Source organism: Colwellia demingiae, assembly GCF_007954275.1.
Lineage (GTDB): Bacteria > Pseudomonadota > Gammaproteobacteria > Enterobacterales > Alteromonadaceae > Colwellia > Colwellia demingiae.
Genome location: NZ_VOLT01000002.1, coordinates 587825 through 611384, shown reverse-complemented (window position 1 = coordinate 611384; position 23560 = coordinate 587825). Strand labels below are relative to the sequence as shown.

At 36.3% G+C, this 23560-nt stretch carries 19 protein-coding genes and 1 tRNA gene; 10 read left to right on the top strand and 10 right to left on the bottom strand.

Annotated features, from left to right (window positions below; genetic code table 11):
- Positions 1–87 precede the first annotated feature (87 nt).
- The 9 genes from ESZ36_RS05380 (at position 88) to prsR (ending at position 10963) form a co-directional block, all read left to right on the top strand.
- Positions 88–267 carry a hypothetical protein gene (locus ESZ36_RS05380; RefSeq protein WP_041737193.1) on the top strand — a complete coding sequence of 60 codons (180 nt, stop codon included), beginning with the start codon at positions 88–90 and terminating at the stop codon, positions 265–267.
- 178 nt (positions 268–445) lie between these two features.
- Positions 446–522 (top strand) — tRNA-Arg (locus ESZ36_RS05375).
- A gap of 293 nt (positions 523–815) precedes the next feature.
- Complete coding sequence (locus tag ESZ36_RS05370; RefSeq protein ID WP_146784554.1) at positions 816–1484, top strand: YiaD family glycine zipper/OmpA-like lipoprotein; 669 nt, start codon at positions 816–818, stop codon at positions 1482–1484.
- Between the two features lie 13 nt (positions 1485–1497).
- Positions 1498–1794: a hypothetical protein gene (locus tag ESZ36_RS05365; RefSeq protein WP_146784551.1), complete on the top strand. Its 297-nt coding sequence runs from the start codon at positions 1498–1500 to the stop codon at positions 1792–1794.
- A gap of 265 nt (positions 1795–2059) precedes the next feature.
- Positions 2060–2821, top strand: a complete 762-nt coding sequence (locus ESZ36_RS05360; RefSeq protein WP_146784549.1) for a hypothetical protein — start codon at positions 2060–2062, stop codon at positions 2819–2821.
- 215 nt (positions 2822–3036) lie between these two features.
- Positions 3037–4074 carry an efflux RND transporter periplasmic adaptor subunit gene (locus ESZ36_RS05355; protein ID WP_146784547.1) on the top strand — a complete coding sequence of 346 codons (1038 nt, stop codon included), beginning with the start codon at positions 3037–3039 and terminating at the stop codon, positions 4072–4074.
- A 13-nt stretch (positions 4075–4087) separates the two neighbouring features.
- Entirely contained in the window at positions 4088–7162 is a 3075-nt protein-coding gene (locus ESZ36_RS05350) for an efflux RND transporter permease subunit (protein ID WP_146784544.1), read from the top strand.
- 385 nt (positions 7163–7547) lie between these two features.
- Positions 7548–9581 carry an XrtA/PEP-CTERM system histidine kinase PrsK gene (gene prsK, locus ESZ36_RS05340; protein WP_146784541.1) on the top strand — a complete coding sequence of 678 codons (2034 nt, stop codon included), beginning with the start codon at positions 7548–7550 and terminating at the stop codon, positions 9579–9581.
- A gap of 32 nt (positions 9582–9613) precedes the next feature.
- The gene (gene prsR / locus ESZ36_RS05335; RefSeq protein WP_146784539.1) at positions 9614–10963 is read left to right on the top strand and encodes a PEP-CTERM-box response regulator transcription factor; all 1350 of its coding nucleotides are present in this window, start codon (positions 9614–9616) and stop codon (positions 10961–10963) included.
- A gap of 18 nt (positions 10964–10981) precedes the next feature.
- On the opposite strand, the gene ESZ36_RS05330 is transcribed toward prsR, so the two are convergent.
- The 5 genes from ESZ36_RS05330 to ESZ36_RS05310 are packed head-to-tail and all read right to left on the bottom strand — an operon-like array spanning position 10982 to position 16662.
- Complete coding sequence (locus ESZ36_RS05330; RefSeq protein ID WP_146784537.1) at positions 10982–12022, bottom strand: XrtA/PEP-CTERM system-associated ATPase; 1041 nt, start codon at positions 12020–12022, stop codon at positions 10982–10984.
- A 1-nt stretch (position 12023) separates the two neighbouring features.
- Entirely contained in the window at positions 12024–13529 is a 1506-nt protein-coding gene (locus ESZ36_RS05325; RefSeq protein ID WP_146784535.1) for a TIGR03016 family PEP-CTERM system-associated outer membrane protein, read from the bottom strand.
- Positions 13489–14382 (bottom strand): XrtA-associated tyrosine autokinase, encoded by an 894-nt coding sequence (locus ESZ36_RS05320; RefSeq protein ID WP_146784532.1) that lies wholly within the window; start codon positions 14380–14382, stop codon positions 13489–13491. The genes ESZ36_RS05325 and ESZ36_RS05320 overlap by 41 nt, the downstream gene beginning before the upstream one ends.
- Before the next feature lie 2 nt (positions 14383–14384).
- Positions 14385–15974, bottom strand: a complete 1590-nt coding sequence (locus ESZ36_RS05315) for an XrtA system polysaccharide chain length determinant (RefSeq protein ID WP_146784529.1) — start codon at positions 15972–15974, stop codon at positions 14385–14387.
- 52 nt (positions 15975–16026) lie between these two features.
- Positions 16027–16662: an XrtA/PEP-CTERM system exopolysaccharide export protein gene (locus ESZ36_RS05310; RefSeq protein ID WP_146784527.1), complete on the bottom strand. Its 636-nt coding sequence runs from the start codon at positions 16660–16662 to the stop codon at positions 16027–16029.
- A gap of 202 nt (positions 16663–16864) precedes the next feature.
- On the opposite strand from ESZ36_RS05310, the gene ESZ36_RS05305 reads away from it, so the two are divergent.
- On the top strand, positions 16865–18268 hold the full coding sequence (locus tag ESZ36_RS05305; RefSeq protein WP_146784524.1) for a TIGR03013 family XrtA/PEP-CTERM system glycosyltransferase: 1404 nt from the start codon (positions 16865–16867) through the stop codon (positions 18266–18268).
- A 245-nt stretch (positions 18269–18513) separates the two neighbouring features.
- Here ESZ36_RS05305 and ESZ36_RS05300 read toward each other — a convergent pair whose 3' ends face one another.
- From ESZ36_RS05300 to ESZ36_RS05280, 5 genes are all read right to left on the bottom strand, one after another.
- A complete protein-coding gene (locus ESZ36_RS05300; protein WP_146784521.1) occupies positions 18514–19497 on the bottom strand; it encodes a polysaccharide deacetylase family protein in 984 nt (327 codons plus the stop codon).
- Positions 19494–20591 (bottom strand): hypothetical protein, encoded by a 1098-nt coding sequence (locus ESZ36_RS05295; protein ID WP_246128998.1) that lies wholly within the window; start codon positions 20589–20591, stop codon positions 19494–19496. Before ESZ36_RS05295 ends, ESZ36_RS05300 begins: the two co-directional genes overlap by 4 nt.
- 74 nt (positions 20592–20665) lie before the next feature.
- On the bottom strand, positions 20666–21838 hold the full coding sequence (locus tag ESZ36_RS05290) for a glycosyltransferase family 2 protein (protein ID WP_146784514.1): 1173 nt from the start codon (positions 21836–21838) through the stop codon (positions 20666–20668).
- Positions 21838–22362, bottom strand: a complete 525-nt coding sequence (locus ESZ36_RS05285; protein ID WP_146784511.1) for a serine acetyltransferase — start codon at positions 22360–22362, stop codon at positions 21838–21840. The genes ESZ36_RS05290 and ESZ36_RS05285 overlap by 1 nt, the downstream gene beginning before the upstream one ends.
- A complete protein-coding gene (locus ESZ36_RS05280; RefSeq protein WP_246128997.1) occupies positions 22362–23558 on the bottom strand; it encodes a glycosyltransferase family 4 protein in 1197 nt (398 codons plus the stop codon). The genes ESZ36_RS05285 and ESZ36_RS05280 overlap by 1 nt, the downstream gene beginning before the upstream one ends.
- Positions 23559–23560 lie beyond the last annotated feature (2 nt).

The window sequence follows — 23560 nt, the reverse complement described above, 5'->3', positions numbered from 1 at the left end:
AGCGTTATTATAAAGAGGATCTGGGCTTTGATTTACATAATTAATTGACGTAGAGTGTTATTAGTTATTACTTTCAAGGATGAAAATATGCAAGAACTACCACCATTAGCCCTCGTTAAAACTTGGCTTGAAGTTGTTCAACAACTCGACTTTCCCATTACCATACGTGAAAAACGGGGTAAATTACTTACTTATTATTTTGGCTCAATTAAACAAGCTCAAAGGTATGTAGAAGATAATGATGATTACTGCCAGCGAGCCTCTTAATTAACTTAATAAAGTATATATAGAATTAGTGAGCTTCAAAGTGCTAAAACATGCTCTTCGTAAGTTGATAAATTAAGTCTATATCCAACCCTCGAATAAATTTATCAATATACGTAACAAAAAGAATTAAGTACTGGTATTCGTTCGAGGCTTTTAATAGAATGCCATTTCTTATTTTCCACCCGTAGCTCAGCTGGATAGAGCGATGCCCTCCGGAGGCATAGGTCACAGGTTCGACTCCTGTCGGGTGGACCATTTAGAGCAATTTTATTATCTAGATTACAAAACACAACGCTAACAATTATATTGCGAATCTTAAATGTTATACCTGTTGTTTTTAAAATTTAGTCCGCTATAGATATGCGCGTTTTCGTAAATATTTAAACCCGACACTAATCGGGTTTTTTTGTGCCTTAAATAGCTATGAAAAAAACAGAACTGCAATAGCATCGATATATACCCAAGCATCTTCAAGTAGCTTGGGCATAGTAATTAATAACAGCCATAGCTTCACATAAGTAGCAATCAGGCCAAAACAGGAAATCTTCATGAAAAAAATTATCACCACCGCTTCAGCCATACTGTTGTTACAAGCCTGTACAACATTTGACCCTTACACTGGGGAAAGCAAAACCAGCAAGACCGCTATCGGCGCAAGCACGGGGGCTGGCCTAGCAGCCGTCGTCGCCTATATCAGCAATAAAGATGAAGATAGCAATACACGTAATAAACGTATTCTTGCAGCAGCAGCAGGCGGCGCGGCTATCGGTGGCGGTATTGGTTTTTATATGGATTCTCAAGAAGCGAAGTTACGTAAGCAATTGCGAGATAGTGGCGTAAGTATTCAACGTGAAGGTGACAAAATTAACCTGATCATGCCAGGTAACATCACTTTTGCTACTAGTAGCTCTAATATCAATACCAACTTTACTGGTGTGTTAAATTCTGTTGCCCTAGTACTTGAAGAATATAATAAAACACTTGTTGTTGTTTCTGGTCATACAGACTCTAGCGGTTCTGCTCAATACAACCAAAAGCTATCTGAAGATCGTGCTGGCTCGGTAGCCAATTACTTACGTGGACAAAAAATACTTAGTGAGCGTTTAGAAATAGTCGGCTTTGGTGAAGCACAACCGGTAGCAAACAACCAGTCAGCTGGCGGACGCGAGCTTAACCGCCGTGTTGAGATAACCTTATTACCTATTGCTGAGTCATAATATGATTAAAATAATGAATTTCAGTATCGTGGCGTTAACTGCAGTGTTGTTGACAGGATGCCAGACTAGCAATGCTATTAAAAATGCCTCATCTGATGGCATGGCTAATATGTTTACTTGCGATAAAATTGAAACGACCTTTGACGCTTACGACAAAGATAAAAATTCATTTCCCGCATTACAACAAATTACTGACATGGTAGGTATTGATAGTAGCAACTTCGACAGTTCAAATACTGCCAGCTATTTCGGTATGGTAAAAACTGGGGTTAATACTGCATTGATGCTGAAAGGCTGCCCAGCTATATAATAACTTCTTGTAACCAGGGTGAGCCCACTCTGGTTGCTTTTTCAGCAGCTCTTCACTGTTGATCTTCTGAACCTACTGAAAAATAATACATACCGCTCATAACATCATAATTCTTTATCACGCTAATTAATTATTATATCTGTTGATATGTAATTGATCTAATCCCTAATAATTATTAACATCTATAATGATCCATCAAGGTTCATCTCTTTGGATAAGTTCAATTTCAAGTAAATTTTAGGATAATAAATTAAAGGGAAATAAGATGAAAAATAAAGTTTTATTAAGTTTACTACTCTCAGCAATAGGTACTTATTCTGCCGGTGTGTCTGCCCAAGAATGGAGTTATCAACTAGAGCCGTATTTGATGGTCACTTCCATTAAAGGTGATGCAACCATTGGTCGTACTAACGAAGCTGATGTGGATGTTGATTTTGATACCATATTAGATAATTTGGACGCTGCAGCTATGGTTCATTTTGAAGCTCACCATGATTCAGGTTGGGGTGTTGTGTTTGATTATGGCTTTATGGACCTTGGCGGAGATAAAACCGATGCTAATGGCAATTCTACTGATGTTAGCGTTCGTCAAGGTGTACTTGAACTACAGGCCTTGTATCGAAATAAACTGGGTGATGGCTTTCTTGATTACTTTGCCGGTGTTAGGTGGTGGGATAACGATATAGACGTAACGCTTGATTTTGCAATTCGCCCTGAAAATAATTTTGAAAAAGAGGTTGAGGCTGATTGGGTAGACCCTGTTATTGGTGTTAGGTGGATAAGTAATATCGATGATAAGTGGACGTTTTTAGCTCAAGCAGATATAGGCGGTTTTGGTCTTGGATCTGACTTCACTTCTTCTGTTCAAAGTGGCGTTATGTATAAAATTAGTGATTTAATGACTTTGGACCTTAAATATAAAGCGACTTGGGTCGATTATGAAGAAGGTAGTGCAGGACAACAGGGATATTTTGGTTATGACACCATCACTCACGGTACAGTGGTTGGTCTAGCTTTTAATTTCTAACGGCAAACATGTCGTTGAATCCCCTCTGCGTAGCTGAGGTTAAAAGCTTTAGCTACGCGATATTACTGTCATCAATCAATAAAAGGCTAATTAATTAGCCCGTTTATTTGGTCGGTAAAACTTATGTTTACCATATGATTAATATTTATATACTTTACGGCTAAAACTGCCTAAAGTTATGAATCTCTTATTAAATTTGCGGTTATAACCCTACAATGAAACCACGCCTTTTCGGATTACTTTCTTTTTTATGCTTTATCAATCTGTTCTCAAGTGCGCCTGTTTTTGCGCAAGAACTTGAAACTAAAACAATTAAAGCTGAACCTATTGTTAAGAAAATCAATCGCACGGGCAAATTAACTTTTAAGCGAACGTTAAATTTATCTTTTAAAAGTAGTGGTTATCTCGAAGAACTGAATATTGATGAAGGCGATAGTTTTATTAAAGGCCAGTTATTAGCTCAGCTTGACAGCGAAGAACTGACCGCGGAAAAAAATGCTAGTTATGCCCGTTTGTTACAGGCAAAACGTGAAATTAGGCGTATTAATACGCTGCTCAGTAAAAAGTTAAGCTCACAACAAGCACTAGATGATGCTAAAACCTTAGTTGAAACGACCCGTGCTAGCCATAAAATTGCCCAATATAATCTTGTTAAATCGCAGTTGATTGCCCCTTTTGATGGTGTAGTACTCTCTCGATATACTGAGTTAGGTGAACTGCAAAGCCCTAACCAAAGCGCTTTAAAAATAGCCGCAGTAGAAAATAATTTAGTAGTACGTGTCGCTTTAACGGCATCGGAAGTCAATCTAGTTAATTTACAGCAAAGAATAGACCTGAATTTAACGCAATATGGCTTAGTTACTGGCACTGTGAGTAAAATTCCAGCTATTTCTGATCAACAAAGTCATTTATTTACTATTGAAGTATTATTGGAAAATTTAAAAGTGAATCAAGTTGTTGTTGGACAATTAGTGCATATATTAGCTGAGGTTATGACAGATACGTTTTCTTATCGACTACCTCTTGAGGCGCTTAATAGTGTTGATAGCCAAGGAAAAGCGTTAGTTATGGTGTTAGATACGAACTCAACAGAGACCAAAAGTTATCGCCAGCAAGAATTTTTGATTAAACAACTTTCAAATGAATATATCTATTTATCTGCTCAGCCAAGTTCTCCCCCATTAACTATTGTCACACGGGGCTGGCAACATCTAGCGTTAATTGAAAATAAGCCGCTAGATCAAGCTCAGTAAAGAGAAATAACCAATGAAACTCCCTAGATTAGCGATAGATAATGCACAATTCACCTTAACAATATTTTTATTGTTGGTTTTAGTGGGTGTTGTGTCCTATTTGAATATGCCTCGCTCAGAAGATCCTCAGTTTGATTTACCGGTCACCTTAATTGAAGTGGTTTATCCTGGTGCTTCACCCAGTGATATTGAAACCTTAGTGGTTGATCCGCTTGAAAAAGAAATTGCTGATATTGAAAATATTAAAAAGATTGAAGCCAAAATCCATAATGGTGCAGTTAGAATTACTATAGATTTTCTTTATGGCACAGACGGTGAAGCTGCGTTTAATAAAGTAAAGCAGGCGGTATCAACTGTAAGACCTAACTTACCTGCAGGCATTGCGGAGTTGTTGGTATTAAAAGCAACACCAAGCAGTGTTGCCATAATGCAGTTGGCTTTGTGGTCTGAGCCGACCAATTACAAAACGATGGAATTGCATGCCAAATTATTAGAAAAACGACTAGAAACGATAGCAAGTGTTCGCAAGGCGAGCATATGGGGATATCCAAGACAAATTGTTGCGATAGATATTAATCTACCGTTATTAAAATACTATGGCCTAGCGCTTACTGATATTACGCAAGTACTTCAAGGTAGAGCATTAAATATAACCCCTGGATTTGTTGATGCCAGCACACGGCGTTTTAATGTTAAAGCCAGTGGTAACTTTACTCAATTAGTTGATATTGAAAATACTGTTATTAGTGATAACAACATCGCTAGTGCGAATGGCGTATTAAAAGTTAAAGATATTGCGGGCGTTAGTTTTACTGATGCCGAACCGAGTTATTTAGCTTACTTTGATGATATACCGGCGATATTTATTACGGTAGAGCAGCGTGAAAAAACTAATATATTTGTCTTAACTGAGCAAATAAACCAAGAGGTTGAGCAGTTTAAACAAAGTTTGCCTAGTGGACTTAAACTGGCTAAATTATTTCAACAAGCTGACAGTGTTAATGTGCGTGTTAATGGTTTTTTTGATAATTTAACGCAAGGTCTGGTTATTGTTGGTTTGATGGCCTTACTGTTTTTGGGGTTCAGAGAAGCGTTAGTGGTGATCCTCGCTATTCCTATCTCATTCCTAATGGCTATTGGTTGGCTTGATTTTAGTGGTTATGGTTTACAGCAAATGTCGATTGTTGGTTTAATTATAGCGTTGGGTTTATTAGTTGATAACGCCATTGTAGTAACCGAGAGTGTTCATAGAGAAAGTAAGCTGGGTAAAGATATAAAAGATGCCGCAGCATCGGGCACAAGTAAAGTAGCTTGGGCTATAGCCAGTGGCACTATCACTACGATGCTAGCCTTTTTACCAATGCTGATGATTCAAAGTGATACCGGCGATTTTATTCGCTCAATGCCAGTAACTGTGGTGTTAGTATTATTTGCCTCGTTATTAGTGGCGTTAACGTTAACCCCACTTTTAGCCAGCAAATTACTTGTTGTTATTGAAAAAGACGCTAAACCTAAAAAGGTTAAATTTAAGACCCTGCAACATTACGCCAACAAGTTTGCTGAAAAGAGTTATACCAATACGTTAACGATTTTAATGCGTAATAAAACAGCTGTTATTATTGTTAGTTTATTGATGTTAGTTGCTATGTTTTCTTTGTTTGGGCAAGTAGGCGTGAGCTTATTTCCTAAAGCAGAAAAGCCGATGTTATTAATTAATGTTACTACGCCGGGTAATTCATCTCTAGCATATACAGATAAGGTACTGCAGCAAGTTCGTCTGCATGTTAAACAGTATGATTTAGTTGATAAAGTAGCGCTAAATATTGGTAATTCAAATCCACGTATTTATTATAATGAAGTACCCAAGCGCGGTATGATTCGTTTTGGCCAAGCATTATTAGTGTTAAAGGATTATCAAGCAGATGAAGTTACGGCGTTAGTCAAAAGCTTACGTGATGATTTTAATCTCTGGCAGCAGGCGGAAATCACTGTTAAAGAGTTTACTCAGGGTCCGGTGACCGATCAGGTTATTGCTATTCGCTTGTTAAGCGAATCCTTAACTGACTTAGAGCATGTTGCCAATGATCTTTCGGCTAAAATGCGACAGTTATCAGGTATTGTAAATATCGATAACCCTATTGGTATGGCAAATACTGAGTTGGCGCTAACGATTGACTACCAGCAGGCAGCATTGAGTGGCGTTAGTGTTGAACGATTAGATAAAACTATTAGTACCATTTTATCAGGTACGACTGTTGGCCAGTTTAATGATATAAACGGCGAAGATTATCCTATTATGATTCGTCAAAAAAATCCCAGTATTGATAGTTTATCAGCCATTGAAATTAGCAATAATCAAGGGGTTTCAATTCCCCTTGAGCAACTTGCTACCATGGAATTAAAAAAGGGTGGCAGTGACTTCTTTCATTACCAGAAGCTACGTATGGCTAAAGTATCTGCCGATGTTGAAACCGGTTATTCAGTTGGCGAAATCACTAAACAATTGATTAATTACCTTGAACAGTATGATCTGCCTGCAGGTATGCATTTTACTCTAGGTGGCGAAGAAGAATCTCGACAGAAGACTTTTGCTGGCTTAACACAAGTTATGTTGATTACGGCCATGGGTATTTTTGCGGTATTGGTGTTGCAGTTTAAATCTATTTTGCAGCCAATGATTATTTTTAGTTCAATCCCTTTTGCAATGGCAGGCTCTATTATAGGGCTGTATTTAACAGGGTTATCTTTTTCTATGATGGCTTTTGTAGGCTTGATCAGTTTGTTTGGCATTGTTGTTAACAATGCCATTATTTTGATTGATAGTACCAATGTTAATTTACGTTTAGGTTTAGACAAGCATTCGGCAGTATTAAAGGCTAGTGCTGTTCGTTTTACTCCTATATTGTTGACCACGCTAACGACCATAGGCGGTTTAATTCCATTAACATTATATGGTGGCAGTTTATGGCAGCCACTGGGTGTGGTACTTATTTCTGGTTTATGTGTTTCTGCACTTTCGAGCTTTTTATTGGTACCTATTTTAACTGAACTCTTTACCGAAAGAGCATCCGAAAATAGAGCTAGCTAGGCTGTTTTATTGCTATACCCATGATACTTCAAGATGCGAGTTTCAGGATGACTGTGCGATTTATGATCGAGGCGCATCTTTTTATTAAGGGTTGTTCCCTTAAAAAGAGATGCAAGGAAGAGCATTATTCTCTCAGACATCCCCGTAGGGCTGGTTTAGAAACGCTTTATGCTCCGTTATTAATTTCGATAAGGGAACAACCATTATCTTCAATCAATACCTTGCCTAAAGACGCTTCTAATTCCAGCTGAATCCTGTATCTTGAGGTAACATGGGTATAAATTAGGCCAATAAAGCTAAGACATCATGATGAATTACTATATAATAATTTCTATTCCAACAAAGATGTCACCTTAGTAATACCAACATTTTAGGATTTTGATAAATGGAAGTAATTGGCACCTCAGGTTATTTTTTAGCAGCCTGTGCTTATGCAGTTTTTATTTTATTGCTTTTAGCTGCACGTAATAAAACCTTAGCCGGTGGTTTAATGCTACTAGCGGCAATATTAGTTTTTTCTTCCTCTCTTAGTGCAGCACTACAACCTAAACAAGGTTTTTCATTGCTTATCGTCATGGCAATAGAAACCTTTAAAGTAGCCGTTTGGTCGCTATTAATTATTTGTACACAATCAAATATCACGTCTGTTAAAGCATTCATTTCCCATCCCAAAGTTAAGCAATACCTTCAAGTCTTTAGCGGCTTATCTGTGCTTTGTTGGGGAGCTGCGCTATTTATACCTGAAAGTATGAAGTTTCTGTTTTCATTATTTTTATTACTTAACTTATGGTTACTTGTTTTACTTGAACAGTTATACCGAAATGCCGATGTTAAAGTTAAATGGGCCATTTGGTCTTTAATTATTGCCTTGGGCATGGCCACTGTTTTTGACTTTGTGCTTTTTGCTCAGGCGGCCATGGTTAACCAATTAGATTTTTCTTACTGGTATGCGCGGGGTTTTATTACTGCCATAGGTATGCCATTAATCCTGGTAAGTACTCGACGCATTAAAGACTGGTCTGTGGATGTTTTCGTTTCACGTGAAATGGTTTTTTATAGTTCAATGTTACTCATTTCAGGTGTTTATCTACTCTTATTAGCTATAGCCGGTTACGTGATTAATTACTTTGGTGGTGCTTGGGGCGACGTTATAAGCGTTGCGTTCATTATTTTAGGTGGTTGTGTTTTAGCGGCCTTATTAATCACTGATAGATTACGTAGAGAAGTTAAGGTGTTTATCACTAAACACTTTTTCGCTAATAAATATGATTATCGAGTTGAATGGCTCAAGTCAATTGAGCAACTTGAAATTGGTGAAAATGATGATTGCTACCATACTGCAACCAATGTTATTTGTTCATCGTTGAACATTCATCAAGGTGCATTAATCAAAAAAATCTCATCGAGTCATTTTCAACCTCTTTATCAGAAAAACTTCGAGCTTGAGCAAAATGAATTAAATTTCTTAGTTTCGGTAGATGAATTCTGTCAACAACACGGTTGGATTATCGATATTAGAGAGTTGGCAATGGTTGAGGATAGCTATCCTGGCTTAGAATTAGATGCTCGAGCATGTGAGCAAAAGAATATTGATATAATCATTCCCATTTTTATGAATAAATCAGTTTACGGTTTTTTCTTGTTAGCACTCCCCGAAGAGCAAGGCGTATTAAATTGGGAAGACAGAGATTTACTCTTTTCTATCTCCAAACAACTCAGTAATTACTTGTCACTTAATGAAGCGAATGAGAGTTTGGCTGAAGCTAAGCAGTTTGATGCTTTTAATCGCATGTCAGCTTTTTTAGTTCACGATTTAAAAAATATTCAAGCACAGCTGGCGTTAATTAATAGTAATGCTAAACGTCACAGAGATAACCCAGATTTTATTGATGATGTTTTTGAAACCATAGAATCAGCAACGGGGCGACTTGATAAAGTATTAACACAGTTACGTAATAAGCAAGTGCTAGAGTCAACGAAAAAGAGTACAGACGTACAGACGTTAATTCAGACGGTAGTTGAGCAGCGTAATGTACAGTTACCACATATTTGTGTTCAATTAGCTATCAAACAAATGATTTCAATTGATGAGGAAAGGTTTTCTTCAGTATTAAATCATTTATTACAGAATGCACAAGAAGCGACAATTGAAAGTGGCTGGGTTAAAATAAGTGCAGAAAGGATAAACAACAATTTACATATTGCTATTGTGGATAATGGGTGCGGTATGTCGATTGATTTTATTAAAAACCGTTTGTTTAAAGCTTTTGATACCACCAAAGGTAATGCGGGCATGGGGATTGGCGTTTACGAAGCTAAGCAGTTTGTTGAAAGTATTGGTGGCACTTTACAGGTAACTAGCTTTGAAAATGAAGGTAGTATTTTTACACTTGTTATTCCTTGTGGTAACAATGATTAAAAAAGAATAAAAATAAAGGAAATGGCAGTATTATGGAAAAATTATTAATTGTTGATGATGACTTAGGTATACAAAAACAGCTTAAATGGAGTTTGGCTGACTATGAAGTAGTACTTGCTGATACTCGTGAAAGTGCTATTGCTGCAGTGAGACGTCATGAGCCTAAAGTGGTAACACTTGATTTAGGTCTGCCGCCAGATGCTGCTAATGCTAGCGAAGGTTTAGCGGCATTAAAACAAATATTAGAAATTGCTCCCCATACTAAAGTGATTGTTATTACCGGTAACGATGATAGAAGTAATGCCCTAAAAGCTATTGAAATGGGTGCTTATGATTTTTACCAAAAACCAGTTGATGCTGATGTTATTAATGTCATTGTTTCTCGCGCTTTTAGCTTAGCAAGGATTGAGACAGATAACCGTAGTATGAAGTCTATTGTAGGCTGTGATACGGGCATTATTGGTAGTAGTGAAAGTATTGATAGATTACGCCTTATGGTGCAACGTATTGCTCCTACGGAGATTACAGCGCTGCTTCTAGGTGAAAGTGGTACTGGTAAAGAAGTTACGGCTAAAGCTATTCATAAAGTGAGTGATCGTAGTGATAAACCTTTTATTGCGATTAACTGTGCTTCAATTCCTGAAAACTTATTAGAAAGTGAGTTATTTGGCTTTGAAAAGGGAGCTTTTACTGGCGCTCATAAAACAACTTTAGGAAAAATAGAGTGTGCTCAAGGCGGGACCTTATTTTTAGATGAAATAGGTGATATGCCTTATCATTTGCAAGCAAAATTGTTACGCTTTTTACAAGAAAAAATAATAGAACGCTTAGGTGGACGAAAAGAAATACCGGTTGATGTTCGTGTCATATGTGCGACCAACCAAAATCTTGAAGTGATGGTTTCAGAAAAAACGTTCCGTGAAGATCTTTTTTATCGTATTACAGAGATTACTTTAAATATACCTCCATTACGTGATCGTGATGAAGATGTACTAATATTAGCTAATTTCTTTTTACAGCAATATGCCGCTGAATATAAACGTAATGCAAAGTCATTTGCTGATGATGCTTTATATGGTTTACGGCACCATAAGTGGCCTGGCAACATTCGAGAATTACAAAATAAAGTTAAATCGTCGGTTATTATGAGTACAAGTAATCAAGTAACGGCTTTTGATTTAGGTTTCTTCGATAAAGAAAATGCAGAGTATGAATTGTCACTAAATTTACGTGCAGTGCGTGAACAAGCCGAAACTATAGCTATTCAAAAAGCCTATGCGCTTACGGATGGGAATATGTCGAAGACGTCGGAATTATTAGGTATTACCAGACCGACGCTTTATTCTTTGATTGAAAAATATCAGATAGCGATTAACGTTTAACTACCAAGTTGCTGATAGTTATTTACTATCAGCAGTTTTACTCTGTAATTCAGCAAATTCACGATTTTTTTGTTTTAATAGCTTATCAATATAACGTGTCATTTTAACTTTCTGTTGAATTGAACTTTCTAATATTTCTTCTACTTCGCGTAAAACATTTTTAATATTTTCAACATGTTCTGTTGAATTTATGACTAATGGTTGGTGTTGGTTATCATTTTCAAGGGCACTTCCGCTCAGTGAACCGGTCAGCTCAACAGACATTTCCTTGGCAACTTCATTGATGGCATTACAATCAATTTTCTTTAACTCCTCTAGAAAACCAAACAATAATAAGCGGTCAACAAAGATGTTTATTTTTCTTGGTACGCCTAGCGTTTTTTCAAAAATAAGCTGAAACGCTTCATCTGAGAATAAGGCTTCTCTATTGCAGTTAGCTTGCGCTAATCTATGATTGATATAGTTTTTTACTTCTTCGGCATTCAGTGGTTTTAAGTGCGCAGAAGCAATTATTCGTTGTCTAAATTGTTCCATATCCGGTGCAGATATAATGGCTTTTAACTCTTCTTGACCTAACAAAAAACTTTGGATAAGTGGTTTATTATCGAGTTGAAAATTAGATAACATTCTCAGTTCTTCTACCGTTTCAACGGGTAGATTTTGAGCTTCATCGACTAGTAATAAAGCGCGCTTACCTTGCTTATTCAAATTGATTAAGAACTTTTCTATACTTTGCAGGACATCAGCCTTACTGTTACCTGTTACAGTAATTTTAAATTCAGCTGCAACGAGCTCAAGTAATTCGTCGGGTGTTAATTTCGTGGTAACTAATTGTGCTGCTACAATATTTTCATCGGCAATGTTAGCTAATAAATTACGGGCTATTGTTGTTTTACCTGTGCCAATAGGTCCAGTAATAACAATAAAGCCTTCACCTTGGTCTAAGCCATATTGCAAATAAGATAAAGCACGCTGATGGTGATTAGTAGCAAAGAAGAATCGAGGGTCAGGGCTTAATTGAAAAGGTCGTTCACTAAAACCATAGTAACTTTCATACATGTTAGAAATCTTTTGTTAAATTAATGGAAGCACGTGCTTCTGTGTAAGTGAGAAGCTCAACATTTGATGCTCGATCAAGATATTGTAGCGTTAAAAAAGCATTGAGTGATGATGCTAGACTTCTATTGTAAGTAGTGGATAGTGTTTTATAAATATCTTCTTGTCTTGGACCTTCTGGTCTATCTTTATCAAAAACATTTTTGCTGTAGTCAACATAGACAGTAATATCACTTCTAGTACTCATACGGCGAGTAACACTAAAACGCGCATCAAGGTAATTATCAATGATACCAGTACTTAAGCTTTCTCGATCACGGTTAGATAGGTCTAGGGAAAAGGTAGTACGTGTTAAAGCTAACAGAGACGTCCAGGATAAGCGTTTGTTTAGCGAAAATTCATTGTTTTCAGCTAGCTCAAGTGAATTGTCAGGTGTATTTTGTTGAAAATTATTACGGTCAAAGACTTCAATGGTTTCATGATATGAAATGTTATTGGTTAATCGCCGTGTTCGGTGGGAAAAGTCTAACTCATAAGAATCACCAAAAAAACGCTTAGAGTACCCTGCTTTTAGTGATGTACGTGACGATGGTTGCCAATCTATATCAGCGGCTAGGTAGTCATCACTCGCTTCTGTGTTGTCGCGTACATAGTTGTACGATACATCAATGATGAAGTGCTTAGCTACCTGATAGCGAAAGCCCGGTCCCCAAGAGGGAATTGAATCAGGATTACTACCAGCTAAATTTCCTGTGACCCTTTCATTATATAAACGAATAAAAGGGTTTATTTTATAAGGCGTTATAGCACCTAATTTGGTTTCTAATTGGTAGTTTTCACTAGTAAAACCATCATTTTCTCTGTTAGAAAATGAACCATCTACTTGCCAAAAAACATAACGAGCAGCATTACCATTCTCACTATTGACTAATGCAGTGTAGCCATTACTTTCACCTATATTATCTTCCGTTTCTACTAGGCTGTAGATGAGAGAAGAGGAAAGTGAATAATCACTGTTAGCCGTGTTATATTGCAAACCAGCAGAATGGTTACGTTGCTGAACGGTATCACCACTAACTAAATCGGCTAAACTATTGTTGCCATCGTTTTGACTAACGTTAGTTATTGCTGAGCTGGCAATCATTTGTAGCTTGTTTTGCCAAAGTGAGTATGAAGTATCAGCACGTAAAGTCTGGTAATCATCATTAAGTTCACTATTATGACTGTAACCAGCAAGCGTTTCTGTGCCCGCAAATGAGAATTGTAATTTTCTCGAACTATAAATAGCATCAGCACCAATAATGAACTGACTCACTAGACTCGATTGTTTGTCTAGTTGATTCAGTTCAACATTATTGGTATATGTTTCGGTAAGTCCTAAACTAGGATTAAATTGCCATTCGCCTGCAAATGAGCTGACTGATAAAAGTAAGCCCGCTATTGCAAAACCTTGCAATTTTAGTTGAAATTTACTGATTTTTTCTGCCATAGCCATATCCATAATAGCCATATATATCCTTTTTAGATCTAATGGTCTTGTTCATTACTAAGCCTAAAGCAATGTCACTATTTAGCTGACTTACCGCTGTTTTAACATCATCAGTTTTAGTTTTTGACTCTTCAACCACAACCAGTGCTTGGCCAACAAGATCAGATAACAGAGGGGTTTCTGTCACACCAATTATTGGTGGGCAATCAAAAATAACGATTCTATCTGGGTAGCGCTCTGCTAATTCTTTAGCTAAGCTTTCCATGCGTTCACTGGCCAATAATTCATTCGTTAAATGATGTGGCTTACCGGCAGGAACTAACTTTAAATTATCGATGTTAGTACTGTAAATTATATCGGATAACGATGACACTTCAGAAAGAAGGTATTCAAGTAGACCTTTTTTACTCTCAAACTCTAGTTCTCTATGTAAGCTAGGTCTCAATACATCCGCATCTATCAATAGTACCGTTTTATTCTGCTCAAGGGCGATGCTTAATGCCAAGTTAATGGCTACATAAGTTTTTCCTTCATTAGGATGAGAGCTGGTTACCATAATTAAGTTACTGTTATGCAGTGTCTTTGAAGCTAAACCAAAAGCATTGTTTAGTAGTTTTCGCTTAATATGGCGAAATTCTTCTTGAATATGATGAGCACTGTCAGGGCTATAAATAAAACCACGTTCATTTAACCTATCACCATTTAATATTATTTTCTCTTTATTACTGCTTACTTTCTTTGTTGCCAAAGACGCCGAAACGCTACTTATTTCTTGAATATTACTATCAGCTTTAACTTCATGTTCAGAAGTATTGTCGACTTTTTCATGTTGAGCTAATTTTTGTTTAGCCAGGGCTTTTTCAATGGTACTCATGGCTAAAAGATCCTTTTTAATGGTGCTTGAATAATGTTAGGAAATACAAAGTAACTGACAAATAACAATAATAAACAGAGTAACAACAAGTTAGAGCCTATAAAAATGAAGGTTTTCTTCTGGTGCCATCGTTGTAAACCTAAGTTTTCATTGGCAGAGATAACACCAAAGATAGGTACGCCGGTAATTTTAGATAATTGAGCTGTAGAGGTTGCAACAGGGTTCAATTGACTCATTAACAATGACAAACCAATGCCAACACCAAAACCTACAAGAGTAACTACACCAAATAGAATAAAGCGTTTTGGCCCTGATGGTTTAGTTGCTTTACGAGGTGGGTCAATAATGCGAAATTGTATTTTATCAGTAGTTTCATCAGCTTGTTGAGCTAGCTGTGCAGTTTCTTTACGTGATAATAACTCTTCGTACTTCTCTTTTGTAATACCATATCCACGATTTAGCGCAATTAACTCAGCCTCAATTTCCGGTAAGGTATGCACTCTATTTTCAAGCTCGATAATACGCTGGCGGTAATTATCAGCTCTAACATTGAGTGAGGCTATTAAGTTCTCCAGTTGATTCACTTGAATTTGTACTTCTTGAATAACAGGGTTTGCACTTAAACGGTTTAAGCTACCAGAGTTTTGATTATTTTGTGCTAGGTACTTTTCAATCTCTGCGCTGCGCAATTTGTTTAAATGTTCTAAATTTCGGCTAATTTCGATGACATCTGGGTGTTTGTCGGTATAGCGAAGTTTTAAATTATCCAGTTGAACTTCTAATTCATTTATACGGTCATCGTAAGTGGTTTGTATTGAACTTTCACTTTTGATTTTATTATCACTGCCAGTGTCAGCAACAATAGATTGTTCTAGTTGCTTTTTAGCGGAATCAAGACGAGTTTTATTTTCTAAAAGATCTAACTCAATTGCTTTTAATTTTTCTCTATTACCATTAAGTTTTACATAATATCCACCTGATTGATCAGGTAAAATACCACTATATTTTTGTTTAAAACTTGTCAGTCTAGCTTCTGAGTTTGAAAGGCGGTTTTCATAATCTTTGATTTGAGTATTTAAAAACTTTTGTGCACTATCTGAGTCACTGCGAGTTTCTCCTAAAGTATTTTCAATGAAAACAGTCAAGGCTGATCGGACAATATTCTTGGCCATTTCAGGGTCTATATCTTCAATACTTAAGGTATAAATGTTCTCTCGTCGACCAACCCCTGATATTTTAATGTTATCTTTTAGGTTTTTGATTATTGCTTCATATTGAGCACTATTGCTCGCCTGTACATCTAAATCTGTCATACGCGAAATACGTTCTAAATTCGGACGGCTTAACAGTGTTTTTACCATAAGACGAATTTGCGTATTCGGATTGGTCTCAACAGTTAAACCTTTTAATAAAGGTCGTAATAAAGATTGGGTATCAACATATACTCTTGCTTCTGATTGATAAACATTGGGCATAGCAGCGACAAAATACCAGCCAATAGGGCAAATAAGCCAAGTTGCTATGATGATATAACGACGTTTTAACCAAATTCCTTTTAGATAATCAATTATCTCTTCAAATATGTCTTGCATTACTACCCTTTAATTTTGCGCTAAATTATTGATGTACTATGTGTTTGGTATATTAAAACCAAGCTTCAGGGATGATGATAATATCGCCCGGTAACATATCAACATTGGCACTTATTTCTCCATCTTTAAGTAACTGATCTATCATTACTTGATATTGACTTTGTGCTCCATTTTCAATACGTATGAGTACTGCATCGTTTCCATTAGCAAATTCGGTTAAACCGCCAACTTGAATCATAACATCGAGTAAGGTCATATGCTGAGTATAATTAATAGCTCGTGGCTGTGCTGCCTCACCAATAACACGAATTTGCTCACTAAAAGGACCAACGAAATTTTCAACTGTGACCGTAACAATAGGGTCTCGTAGATATGTAGCTAAGATTTCTTCAATAGAGCGAGCTAATTCAGTGGGGGTTTTACCGGAGACTTCGATATCTTCAACTAAGGAGGTGGTAATCATGCCATCTGGACGTACTACGAATGAACCTGAAACTTCGGGGTTGCGCCAAACAAAAATATTAAGCACATCGCCAGAGCCGATTAAATATTTATAGCTATTTATATCGGCTGTATTAGATGGATGCAAAGTTGCACTAGGTAAAGTATCGTGTGAACTACAGCCTGAAAGAAAAGTTGCTAACAATAGCAGACCTACTTTTAATGAGCTGGCAAAGCGATTATCCATAATTTATACCTTTTTAAATACAATTTGTTTGAAAAACGATGTGTAATTGTATGGTATTTTATTGTCTTTTAGCAATGTTAATTAACGTGTGTAAATTAAACGTTAACTTTAGTTGTTTTTTTGTTAGAATCAGCGTTGTTTTTTGTCGGTATAAAAGTTGCTGTTTATTAGCAAATATTAATTAAAGGAAACCTAGCCAGTTATGTCTAGTTCTAAATTTCGTGATTTATCAGCAGGTACTAAATCTTTAATTATTGTAGAGCAAATTTTATTTGTTGGTGCTTTGATGTTAGCTGTTCATTTGAACGGGGAATATCAAATTGTTGATTTTATGGTGGTATCTGATGGTTTCTTATTACTCTATGCTGTTATTTTTGCGCTACTTAATCAATTAAGTGCCTTAGCGCTAGGTTTGTACAACTCAAAACTGAGAGAAAGTTTTCGAGGTATTTTCCGTCGCATGTTGATGTGTGTTTCTGTGGGCTTTTGTGCAACAACACTCATCAATCCTTTTTATGGCCCTTATCATTTACCAATAGAATTATTGGCTATAGCCTCTTTACTTAGTGTTTTTCTCGTCAGTTCTTTTCGTTATTTTACCTTTAAAATAGATTTCTTTGGTTTTGGTAAGCGTAATATTTTGGTATTAGGTTCTGGCCAACGAGCATCAATTATAGAAAGACGTATGCGACGTGATGTTGATAGGCAAGACTTTACTGTACATGGTTTTGTTATCATGCAAGGTGATTCACCTGATGGAATTCAGCGCGAAACACGCATCACTTTAAATGAATCACTAGTTGAGTACACCTTAGCCCATGATATTGATGAGATAGTCGTCGCTAATGATGAACGTCGTAATAACTTACCTGTAGATGAGTTGTTTGCTTGCAAGATCCGCGGTATTGAAATTATAGATATATTGGATTTCATTGAGCGTGAAACCGGACAAATAGCCGTTAACCTTATTTATCCTAGCTGGGTCATTTATTCTAATGGTTTTGCCTCTAATAATTATTTACGTAATACCTTAGATTGGATATTTAATGCGGTAATGGCACTGATCTTGTTATTACTTACGTGGCCTGTGATGCTTATTACTGCGTTGTGTATGAAGATTACAGAAGGTTTTAATGCGCCAATCTTTTATAAGCAAGAGCGTGTTGGCTTAGATGGCGAACCGTTTAATATGATCAAATTTCGTAGTATGCGTTTAGATGCAGAAAAAAATGGTGCCCAAATGGCAAGCGAAAACGATAACCGTATTACAAAAGTTGGTCAGTATTTACGTAAATATCGTATTGATGAACTGCCACAAATTTGGAATGTTTTGCATGGCAATATGGGCTTTGTTGGACCAAGACCTGAGCGTCCTCAATTTGTGCAAAGTCTTATCAAGAATATTCCTTATTATAACGAACGCCATAATGTTAAACCGGGTTTAACAGGTTGGGCGCAATTAAAATATCCTTACGGTGCTACTGAAGCTGATTCATTAGAAAAGCTTAAATATGATTTGTATTACATTAAGCATCGCAGCTTTCTCTTGGACATATTGATATTGATTCGAACGGTTGAGATTGTGTTATTTGGTAAAGGAAGATAGCTTTACTTTAAGGCTAGTCTCTACACTCCTGATATTTTTTTGCACTTGGTTTGGTGTTTTTAATACAAAATATAGATGCTGTATCATCCAATATTTGCTTGATATAGCTGTTTTGGACTTTACTAACATATTCAACTCTGACTTGTAATCCACCGACTTTGCTAAACGCCTTACGTTGTTATATCAAACTCAGGACAAGCGGGGAAAGTTATTTATTCCTGCTTTTTTTATTTATCATTAAGCTGTTATTTTGATTTTGCACCTAAAATCATTTCTTTAAAGACTCTTTCATTAAAAGGCTGATCTATTGAGAATCGTCCTATTTCAAAACGATTTTCATTAAGGCTCTTATTTATTATGGCACTAAATGAAAATGCTAACTTATAACCGTTAGACGAAATAGCTCCATACATACTCTTATTGTAAGTTGTCGCACTACCAACGGGATAAGATAAGCTTTTGATATTTTTAGATAAATTAAGCTCTATTAAACGTTTTGATTCTTTAAGTTCAAAATTCAGTTCAGCCTCAGATAAACAAGAAAAAACTTTATGGGTATGCGAATGAGCACCAATTGTCATATTATTTTTAGCCATCTCCCCAACTTGTTGCCATGTCATAAATATATTATTACTTTCATTATTAGGAATACTTACCGAGGTCAATACTCTTAATTCATCCAATTGACTTTCAATTAAAGAAGGGTTGATTTTTATTTGTTGTAAAACATTACGTATGTTTTGTCTAGATGGCTTCTTATCAATAGTTAAGGCATGATGCCATGGTGCTAGTTTAATGGTTTTATTTGCTAACTGTCTTACATACCATGCAATTTCATCCCACCATGGAATAAGGTTAGAGTCTATTAAGCTGGTTGTGATAAAAAAAGTAGCGGGTAATCCTAACGATTTTAATAGTGGGAAAGCAGTATGGTAATTATCACTATAGCCATCATCAAAGGTAATCAGTGCTAATTTCTCTTTAATCGGAATGTTTTTTTCAGCAATATTATTAACTTCATTAAGAGTAACAACTCTGAAATTATTTTTTATAAAAAAAAGATAGATTTCAAAATTTTCAGCGTCACAAGAAAATACACAAGGATCATAGCTTGTTTCTTGCCATGAGCCAATACGGTGAAAGTTAAAGCAATATAAACCGTTTGTTAAAAAAGGCCATAAAACCTTTGATAAATTAAGCCGTTTAATGAGCTGATGCTTTATATTCATAGAGGACCGACTTTAAACTGGGGACGAGGGAGAAAGTAATCACGATAGTTATTAGGATCGCCTTTATTCCCCTCTTCAGCTGCTTTTATGATGTTATACATTTCTCTTGAATTGACATAATGTAAGATATAATTCTCACTATCATTGTATTTACTTTCTAAATACGAAAACATATCGTCACACGGTTTACCTAATAAAACGTCCATATCTTTTTCTTGAGTACCATGGGTATGTACTTTAATAAAGCGCCATTCAGGACGACCTTCAATGTGGACATTCGCTTCAACCCATAAATCAATACGATCTTGTGTGGGCTCCATTCCTTTACGGACATCTGAGTTTTCAATTTGTGGAAATAGGCCTTTTTTAAGCTTTTTCCAATTCAGCATTAAAGGTCCATTAACCATTAAAATATCGCCCCAAGGTTTGCCGCCAACTTTACAATTAATACCTGTATTGTGTGAGTTCGGTCTATTTGGATCATCTTTTGCGTAATAAATACTATTAATGGTATCAGGCTGAGTAGGGTGAGGTGCTGAAGGAAATGTAAAGTCAGCATAACAGCCTGTTTCTCTTAAAATAATCAGTTCGTCATTTACACCGCAATTATTACCGGTTGGGTCACTATTATCTAATGCCCAGTTACCATGGATAAAGCCGTAGTTTAGTTGGCCTGTATCAGGGTTGTGACTAAGGGCCCCATGGTTGTCATGCAATGTCTGGCAAAAGCCAGTAATAAGTGCTCGTAAGTTTTCAGAATTATCATTATGATGGTGTAGGTGTAATTCTATTTCCCCAAAACCATCTAGGCACATTTTTGCTATTTTGTTCAAATGCTCGAAACGGTATTCTTCTTCAGGATAATAAAAGGTATGTTGCGGGTGAAAACCATCGGCATCTTGGTGCTTTTCTGCCATTTTAGGGTATTCTGCTAACCATCGGTCAACTCTAGAGCGCTCAACATCAATGTCATTAGGTTTGCCCCATTGAGGTTCATAATGATCAACAAATGAAAAAATTATATGCGTAGGGCCATTAATTTCTATCGGTTTCTTTAAGCGCTGTTTAATATATTGGGGCAACCAACCTGACATATTCTTTTTTTTCAGAATAAATATAAAAGCAAAAACTAGTAATAGAAATAATAAAAGTAAGCTAAAAAAAATAATCATCTTGTTGTTCTTTCCCATGTGCCTTGGACGTTAGAGCTAAAATACCGAATAAACCCTCGCATTAAAGCTATATTCATAGAAACAAAAAAGGCAATTATTCCTATAATTGAACTAATGTTCTGCTGTTTTTTTTGTTTATTAATACCGTAAAAAGCAATGGAGTAAAAAAGAATTTGTCCAATTAATAATAATTGATATAAAGGGTTACTAATGAGTAATAAATTACTAACCAAGGCAATAAGCATCAAATGAGGTACAAACCATCGGCATACTTTATGGCTGATATAAGCTATAAACCGCCAACCTAAAAAAGGATTTAGTGCCCAAGGCATAGTGAATAATGCTTGATAATTACCTAAGCCAATACGAACTCTTCTTCCTTCCTCGGCTTGTAAATTTGGCGCTATCTCTTCAGTTGCAATGGCTTCAGGATCATAAATTAGTCGGGCCCCTTGTTTAGCAACATTCATTGCAATCTGAAAATCATCTACAATAGTGTTAGCTGGTAAGGGAATGAAAAGTTCTTTTCGAATAGCGTAAATTGCTCCGTTTGCACCTTGTAATGCATTTAATCGAGCTTCATGAAACTTTAAAACTTGTTCGTAGCGCCAATAAATATTGTCTTTATTATCGCCTGAATCAACATCTACTAGATGAAGCTCTCCACATACAGCGCCAATATCGTCATGATTAAAGTGTCTGACTAAGTAATCAATGGTATTTTTGTTAAAATGTGTATTTGCATCAGAGAAAACAATGTAATCACTGTTTGCCTGTTCAACAAGATCATTGAGCACACTCATCTTTCCACGATTTTCTTCAAATATATAAACTTTTAAATTCACCTCATCAAACGAAGTTAAAATATCTGCTGTATTATCTTGGCTGCCATCAGAGCCAATTAATATAGTCAATTTATCTTGTGGGTAATCGAGAGAAAGTAAGTTTTCTACCCTTGCTTTGATGCAAGACTCTTCATTGTATGCGGCTATTATTATAGATACAGGGGGGAGGTTATTTTTGTCTACAATTCTACGCTGGCTTTTTTTCCAAAGATAGCGTGTATCACTAATCGCTTGCTTTACTGCGCTAAAAATCATCAAAATCAGCGGGTAAATAAAATAGCTGTAAATGATAATAGCTACACTTAACCAAAAAATAATTACCATTATAAGTTTGTGCCTTTGTTATTTTTTAAATAGGCTTTTGCTGGAATACCCAGCATGGTTGAGCCGTATTTAGCATCTTTTGTTAAGACAGCATTTGCACCAATTTTCACATTGTCTTCAATGGTTAATTGGCCAATAATTTTAGCGCCAGAACCGATAAAAATATTATTCTCTAAGTAAGGTGACTTTCCCTTCTCATCACCAATGACAACACCACTTTCTAACGTAATATTGTGCCCACCAATTACTTTAGAATTAATTACAATGCCAACAGGGTGCATAATAACGAAACCAGAGGAAAATTTTGCACCACTGCCGATCACACAACCATTCATAAATTTATTTAGCCATTGAAAAAAATAGGCTACTAGGCCTAAACGATGTGTTGCACACCAGCGCATACATCGATAAATTATGTTTGCACTGGTGCCATCAGCCATCAAAATTCTTAACATGCTTACGTTAGCACCATCATCTGCAAAAATTTGTTGTTTACGCTTTAAATCGGCTATTATTTTTTGCATCAATCTTTCTCACTAGAAGTAACTAATGATAATAATTGTTCGGCGTTATGTTTCCATTGTCGCTCGTTTTCAATATAGACACGAGCATTCAGACCTACTTTTTTGTGGGCTTTTTTATCATTAACAATTTTAAAAACTTTGTCTATACAGGCTTGTTTATTACTTGCTGGAAACAACCAACTGGTCTCATTATCTTGAACAACCTCTGCAATAGGGCTGAAATCTGGTGCAATCATGCCTTTGCCCATTGCCATAAACTCAAATAACTTCATAGGTGAACCATAGTCATTTGAATCAGGCAAAATCCCCAAGTCCATTGCAGACAGAAAAGATGAAACTTCGTTATGTGGGACTTTACCAGGTAAAATAACTTGAGATTCAACACCTGCTTCAATTACACGGCTTTTAATGCCCTCAAAAGCGACACCGTCTCCTACTAGCAATAATACTAACTCAGGTGTTTCCTTTAATTTTTGGCAAGCTAAATCAACAAACCAATCAATGCCATGCCAATGAACGAATGCACCAACATAACCAAGCACTATTTTGTCTTCAATACCTAGTTTACTTCGTAATGCTAAGCCAGAAGTTTCATCAATGATAAATTTATCTAAATCAGCACCATTAGGTGACACAACAGAGTTTGCAATGTCACCGTATGCTTGCTCAGCTACTTCTTGAAAGCGTGTTGAAATAAACACTAGGCCGGTCGCATTTTTAAAAATCCAACTTTCAATTTTTGCAGCAAGCTTTTTAAAGGTCAATGAACGCACTCTTTGAACTTGGCAAGAGTCGTTAATTTCTAACACTATAGGTAAGTTATGACGTTTTGCCCACCAAACACTGGCAAACATAAATAAGGAATAACGCTCGTAAATAAGGGTGATTTTTTTTTCTTTAACGGTTTTACGTAAACGTATTACCGCGATTAAATTGAAAGCAAGCTCAAAAAGTTCGAAAACAAATTCTGGTACATGTTTGGTAAGATCAGAAAGTATAGAAAAACTACTTTTTTTAGTGGGTGCTTGATTAATTTTATCATCAGTCACCTTTGCTTCTTCAGCTTCAGGTTCTGCTCCGGGCAAAGATAATATACTAACATGATTACCTAACTGCCTTAACCCTTTGACTACTCCTCTAATATGAACGCCTTCGGCACCACGACCGCGAGTTCTATGATGAAATAGAATATTCACTT